The organism is Pseudomonas sp. UBA6315, from assembly GCF_002438125.1.
GTDB lineage: Bacteria > Pseudomonadota > Gammaproteobacteria > Pseudomonadales > Pseudomonadaceae > Aquipseudomonas > Aquipseudomonas faucium.
This window is the reverse complement of sequence record NZ_DJTF01000156.1, coordinates 1-5,726: the sequence shown is the minus strand read 5'-3', so window position 1 is coordinate 5,726 and position 5,726 is coordinate 1. Positions and strand designations below refer to the sequence as shown.

Sequence of the window (5,726 nt, the reverse complement as noted above, 5' to 3'; positions counted from 1 at the left end):
CTGTATTAGTACAGACGAACGGCGCGGCGCTGTTCGCGCTGAACTTTCTTGGCGTGACGCTTAACAGCAGCAGCTGCTTTGCGCTTACGCTCTGCGGTCGGCTTCTCGTAAAACTCGCGGCTACGAACTTCAGCCAGTACACCGGCTTTTTCGCAGGAGCGCTTGAAACGACGCAGAGCTACGTCGAAGGGTTCGTTCTCTTTAACTTTGACGGCTGGCATCCAGGGCTACCTTAATTCATTACCGGGGTAGACGTGCTCCTGGCAAAACAAAGGTGTGCTGGAGAACGTCGGTTTTCAAGGGTTGCGGATGTTAACCCTTAGTACGCCGGAATGCAAAGCCTCTGATCGAAAACCGCTGGTCGGCACCCGGCACGGGGACTATCATGCGCGGCTTCGAATTCAGCCCCCACAAGGGACGAGCCCATGCTAGTACTGGGATTGGAAACATCCTGCGACGAAACCGGCGTCGCATTATACGACAGTGAGCGCGGTTTGTTGGCCGATGCGCTGTTCAGCCAGATCGACCTGCACCGTGTGTTTGGCGGGGTCGTGCCCGAGCTTGCGTCGCGTGACCACGTCAAGCGCATGCTGCCGTTGATCCGTCAGGTGTTGGACGAGGCCGGCTGCGTGGCCACCGAGATCGACGCGATCGCCTACACTGCGGGCCCTGGCCTGGTCGGTGCGCTGCTGGTCGGCGCCTCGTGCGCCCAGGCCCTGGCGTTCGCCTGGGACATCCCGGCGATCGGCGTACACCATATGGAAGGCCACCTGCTGGCGCCGATGCTGGAGGAAAACCCTCCCGAATTCCCGTTCGTCGCTTTGTTGGTGTCCGGCGGCCACACCCAGCTCGTTCGCGTCGATGGCATCGGCCAGTACCAACTGCTGGGCGAGAGCCTGGATGATGCTGCCGGCGAGGCATTCGACAAGACGGCCAAGCTGATCGGCCTGAACTACCCCGGCGGCCCGGAAATCGCTCGCCTGGCCGAGCGCGGTGTGCCAGGGCGCTTCGTGTTCCCGCGGCCGATGACCGATCGCCCGGGCCTGGAGTTCAGCTTCAGCGGCCTCAAGACCTTCGCCCTGAACACCTGGCAGCAATGCCGCGATGCTGGCGACGACAACGAACAAACCCGTTGCGACGTGTCCCTGGCGTTCCAGCAGGCGGTGGTGGAGACTCTGACCATCAAGTGCAAGCGCGCACTCAAGCAGACCGGCCTCAAGCGCCTGGTCATCGCTGGTGGCGTCAGCGCCAACAAGGCACTGCGTGCCTCTCTGGAGGACATGCTCGCCGGGCTCAAAGGCAACGTGTACTACGCGCGTCCCCAGTTCTGCACCGACAATGGCGCGATGATCGCCTATGCCGGCTGCCAGCGGCTGTTGGCCGGGCAACAGCAGGACCTGGCGATCAGCGTGCAGGCGCGCTGGCCAATGGAGCAGTTGCCACCGTTGTAAACGGACAGGGGAACGTCAGAAATGGCGTTCGCGCCCGGCGAACAGGTCGCGAAGGTTATTGCGATGACGCCAGACGATCATCACCGTGAGCACGCTGATTGGCAGCAGGGCCTCGGGCTCGCGCCAGGCCAGCAACGGCAGGGTCAGCGGTGTGGCGATCAGGGCAGCCAGGGAGCTGGTGCGGGTGAGGTAGAAGGTCAGCAGCCAGGCACCGATGGCCAGCAGCGCGGCCGGAAAGTACAGGGCCATGAGCATGCCGGCCGCAGTGGCGACGCCCTTGCCGCCCTGGAAGCGGAAGTACACCGGGAACAGGTGGCCCAGCACCGCGCAGATGCCGACCCAGGCCTGTTCCTGCAGGTCGAGGCCGGCCAGGCGCGCGAGCAGCACGGGCAACAAGCCCTTGCACAGGTCGCCAAGCAGGGTCAGGATCGCCAGTTTACGGCCCGCCAGGCGTAGCATGTTGGTGGCGCCGGCATTGCCTGAACCGCTGGAACGCGGGTCCGGGCTGCCCGAAAGGCGGCTGAGGACGATGGCGAAGGACAGCGAGCCAAGCAGGTAGGCGAGCAGCGCCAGTAACCAAAACATGCTAACTATTCCGGGCGAGGACGCCCTGATTCTAACGGCGCCAGTCGCCCTTGTCGTGTTGTGGAGAGAAGTGCTTGGACAGAGTGTTCATCGAAGGCCTGGAAGTCGAGACCGTCATCGGTGCCTATGACTGGGAACGGGATATTCGCCAATGCTTGCGCCTGGACCTGAGCTTTGCCTGGGACAACCGCCCGGCCGCGGCCGGTGACGACCTGAACCTGGCGCTGGACTATGCCAGCGTTTCGTCGCGCATCCAGGCCTTTGCCGAGCAGGCACGCTTCGAGTTGGTGGAAACCTTCGCCGAACGCCTGGTCGCGGTACTGATGGAAGAGTTCCACATTCCTTGGGTGCGGCTGAAGCTGACCAAGCCGGGCGCCGTTCCTGCGGCCCGTGGTGGTGTTGGCGTGGAGATCGAGCGCGGATGCCTCTGAGCACGGTTTACCTGGGCCTTGGCAGCAACATCGAGCGCCACGCGCACCTGTGCGCCGGGCTCGATGCGCTGGCTGCCATCCTCACCGATATGCGCTGTTCTCCGGCCTTCGAGAGCCAGGCGGTGGGGATCAAGAGCGGCCCGTTCATCAACTTCGTGGTGACCGGCAAGACTGACCTGCCGCTGATGGAACTGGACCGCCGGCTCAAGTTCATCGAGGCCGACAATGGCCGTTATGCTCCTGACCGCAAGGGGTTGCCGCTGGATATCGATGTGCTGATGTATGACGATCTGCACGGTAACCACGATGGCCTGGTACTGCCCAGGGCCGAGATCCTGAAAAATGCCTTCGTGCTGTGGCCGTTGTCGCTGCTGGCGCCTGACCTTGTACATCCGGGGGTAGGCAAGTGCATGGCTCAGTTGTGGCAGGAGGCACGTATCGAACAGGTGCTGGCGCCGGTGCCGTTCGAGTGGCGTGGGCTGCAGCTGACGCTTGGGTAATTGTGGGAGCCGGCTTGCCGGCGATAGGGCACTGAAAGGCTACCCAAGGCTGCAATGATTCGCTGGCCTCATCGCCGGCAAGCCGGCTCCCACAGAAATTGCGCAAGCGATTAGGGCGGCTTCAGTGGCCAGCGCCGCCTTTGTAGTCTTGTAGCGCTTTCAGTCGTTCTTCCTTCAGCGCCTCTCCCAGTCCTTGCCCAGTCAGCCCCGCCGCCACCAGGGGCTTCACGTCCACCGCCCTGGCTGCCGCGGCTGCGCCGCGTAGGTAGTCACCCTGTGGATAACTTGGTGCGCCCGCACCACGTGCATCCATTTCGCACGCGGCTATGAAGTCTTCGAAGCGCTGCGGCCGACGATACACATCGAACTTGTGCAGCAGCTCCAGCAGGGTCTGGGGGGCGAGTTCGAGGGCCTTGCGCCCATGCCCCGCGTATTCGCCCACCAGCAGGGCGAGTTCCTGGCATTCTCGTGGTGCCTTGAAGCGCTGGTTCAGTGCCTTGATCGATGCAGGATCAAGGCCCTGCAACAGGCACGCCCAGCGCACATGCAGGGGCTGATGATGCTTGGCGGCCTGGATCAGCGCAGCCAGCGAGGCTGCATCGGCGTCAAGCTCCGGCATCAGCTGTTGCAGGGCCGCGCAATCGTGCAGCACCTGGATGAATACCTGAGGTTCGTCCTCCATCAGCGCGCGCTCGATCTCTTTCCAGCTGCGCTCGGCGGTCAACGCCTGCAGCTCGCCCGATTCGCTGATCTCCCGCATGAGCGCCAGGGTTTCATCGGCAACGCGAAAGCCCAGCGGCGCATAGCGTGCGGCGAAGCGCGCCACGCGTAACACACGCAGGGGATCTTCGGCGAACGCCGGCGAAACGTGGCGCAGAATGCGCTGCTCAAGGTCGCGCTGGCCATCGTAGGGGTCAATGACGTTGCCGTGGTCGTCCTCGGCCATCGCATTGATGGTCAGGTCACGGCGAATCAGGTCCTCTTCGAGCGTCACGTCCGGGCTTGCGTGGAAGGTAAAGCCGCCATAGCCGCGCCCGCTCTTGCGTTCGGTGCGGGCCAGGGCGTATTCCTCGCCAGTCTTGGGGTGCAGGAAAACCGGGAAATCAGCGCCCACCGGGCGGTAGCCCTTGGCGTGCATTTGCTCGACGGTAGCGCCGACCACCAGCCAGTCGATATCACTCACCGGGCGCCCGAGCAGGCGATCGCGTACCGCGCCGCCGACTTTGTAGATGTGCATGTGCAACCTCCATTACTGCCCACAGGATACCCTGTCGGCAGCAATGGCGGTGCCTTGCGCTAGAGGTGATGAATGACGGCCAGGTCCATGCGGCCATAGTCGCCGCTTTCGCCGTGCTCGCCACGGGGAGGCATGTGATGGGTCTTGACCACCTGCTCGCCCTGCACGGTTTCCAGGTGGATGTCGAAGCCCCACAGGCGGTGCAGGTGCTTGAGCACCTCTTCGGTGGAGTCGCCAAGCGGTTTGCGGTTGTGCTGCTGGTGACGCAGGGTCAAAGAACGGTCGCCGCGGCGGTCGATGCTCCAGATCTGCACGTTCGGCTCGCGGTTGCCGAGGTTGTACTGGGACGCCAGTTGTTCACGAATGATGCGGTAACCCGCCTCGTCGTGAATGGCCGGCACCACCAGGTCGTCGCGCTGGTCGTCGTCGAGAATGCTGAACAGCTTGAGGTCGCGGATCACCTTGGGTGACAGGTACTGCAGGATGAAGCTTTCATCCTTGAAGCTGCTCATGGCGAACTTGATGGTGGACAGCCAGTCACTGCCTGCGATGTCTGGGAACCAGCGGCGGTCCTCTTCGGTGGGGTTTTCGCACATCCGGCGGATGTCGGTGTACATCGCAAAACCCAGTGCGTAAGGGTTGATGCCGTTGTAGTAGGGGCTATCGAAGCCGGGTTGGAACACCACGCTGGTGTGTGACTGCAGGAACTCCATCATGAAGCCTTCGGTAATCAGGCCCTCGTCGTAAAGGTCGTTCATCAGCGTGTAGTGCCAGAAGGTCGCCCAGCCTTCGTTCATGACCTGAGTCTGGCGCTGTGGGTAGAAGTACTGGGCGATCTTGCGCACGATGCGTACTACTTCGCGTTGCCAGGATTCGAGCAGTGGGGCGTTTTTCTCGATGAAGTAGAGGATGTTTTCCTGAGGTTCGGAGGGGAATCGCGCATCGTCGCGGTCTCCGCCTTTTTCCGCACTTTTGGGGATGGTGCGCCACAGGTCGTTGATCTGCCGCTGCAGGTGCTCCTCGCGGTCCTTCTGGCGCCGGCGTTCCTCCTCGGCCGAGATCGGATAGGGACGCTTGTAGCGATCGACGCCGTAGTTCATCAGCGCATGGCAGGAGTCGATCAGGTCTTCCACGGCGTCGATGCCATGGCGCTCCTCGCACTGGGCGATGTACTGCTTGGCGAACACCAGGTAGTCGATGATCGACGTGGCGTCCGTCCAGGTGCGGAACAGGTAGTTGCCCTTGAAGAAGCTGTTGTGGCCATAGCAGGCATGGGCGATCACCAGTGCCTGCATGCACATGGTGTTTTCTTCCATCAGGTAGGCGATGCAGGGATCGGAGTTGATCACGATCTCGTAGGCCAGGCCCATCTGGCCGCGGCTGTAGGACTTCTCGGTACTGAGGAACTGCTTGCCGTAGGACCAGTGGTGATAGCCCAGCGGCATGCCCACGGAGGCGTAGGCATCCATCATCTGCTCGGCGGTGATCACTTCGATCTGGTTGGGGTAGGTGTCCAGGGCGT

Annotated in this window: 7 protein-coding genes; 3 read left to right on the top strand and 4 right to left on the bottom strand. The window is 62.6% G+C overall.

Annotation, left to right across the window (positions count from 1 at the left end):
- Positions 1 to 5: 5 nt before the first annotated feature.
- Positions 6 to 221, bottom strand: coding sequence for a 30S ribosomal protein S21 (gene rpsU, locus B3E94_RS18145; RefSeq protein WP_003255575.1), 216 nt, complete (start codon positions 219 to 221; stop codon positions 6 to 8).
- Between the two features lie 204 nt (positions 222 to 425).
- Here rpsU and tsaD point away from each other — a divergent pair, with 204 nt between their 5' ends.
- Positions 426 to 1,451, top strand: coding sequence for a tRNA (adenosine(37)-N6)-threonylcarbamoyltransferase complex transferase subunit TsaD (gene tsaD, locus B3E94_RS18140; RefSeq protein WP_176517388.1), 1,026 nt, complete (start codon positions 426 to 428; stop codon positions 1,449 to 1,451).
- A 15-nt stretch (positions 1,452 to 1,466) separates the two neighbouring features.
- Here tsaD and plsY read toward each other — a convergent pair whose 3' ends face one another.
- Positions 1,467 to 2,036, bottom strand: coding sequence for a glycerol-3-phosphate 1-O-acyltransferase PlsY (gene plsY, locus B3E94_RS18135; protein WP_286914554.1), 570 nt, complete (start codon positions 2,034 to 2,036; stop codon positions 1,467 to 1,469).
- A gap of 74 nt (positions 2,037 to 2,110) precedes the next feature.
- On the opposite strand from plsY, the gene folB reads away from it, so the two are divergent.
- Positions 2,111 to 2,467: a dihydroneopterin aldolase gene (folB, locus tag B3E94_RS18130; protein WP_176517390.1), complete on the top strand. Its 357-nt coding sequence runs from the start codon at positions 2,111 to 2,113 to the stop codon at positions 2,465 to 2,467.
- A complete protein-coding gene (gene folK / locus B3E94_RS18125) occupies positions 2,458 to 2,967 on the top strand; it encodes a 2-amino-4-hydroxy-6-hydroxymethyldihydropteridine diphosphokinase (RefSeq protein WP_286914553.1) in 510 nt (169 codons plus the stop codon). The genes folB and folK overlap by 10 nt, the downstream gene beginning before the upstream one ends.
- 121 nt (positions 2,968 to 3,088) lie before the next feature.
- On the opposite strand, the gene B3E94_RS18120 is transcribed toward folK, so the two are convergent.
- The gene (locus B3E94_RS18120) at positions 3,089 to 4,204 is read right to left on the bottom strand and encodes a multifunctional CCA addition/repair protein (RefSeq protein WP_286914551.1); all 1,116 of its coding nucleotides are present in this window, start codon (positions 4,202 to 4,204) and stop codon (positions 3,089 to 3,091) included.
- Between the two features lie 59 nt (positions 4,205 to 4,263).
- On the bottom strand, positions 4,264 to 5,726 hold a 1,463-nt coding region (locus tag B3E94_RS18115), incomplete at its 5' end, for a SpoVR family protein (protein WP_286914549.1).

Bases quoted from the DNA above. Each gene is read 5' to 3' on its own strand.
- rpsU (WP_003255575.1), bottom strand. From the start codon at position 221: ATGCCAGCCGTCAAAGTTAAAGAGAACGAACCCTTCGACGTAGCTCTG.
- tsaD (WP_176517388.1), top strand. From the start codon at position 426: ATGCTAGTACTGGGATTGGAAACATCCTGCGACGAAACCGGCGTCGCA.
- plsY (WP_286914554.1), bottom strand. From the start codon at position 2,036: ATGTTTTGGTTACTGGCGCTGCTCGCCTACCTGCTTGGCTCGCTGTCC.
- folK (WP_286914553.1), top strand. From the start codon at position 2,458: ATGCCTCTGAGCACGGTTTACCTGGGCCTTGGCAGCAACATCGAGCGC.
- B3E94_RS18120 (WP_286914551.1), bottom strand. From the start codon at position 4,204: ATGCACATCTACAAAGTCGGCGGCGCGGTACGCGATCGCCTGCTCGGG.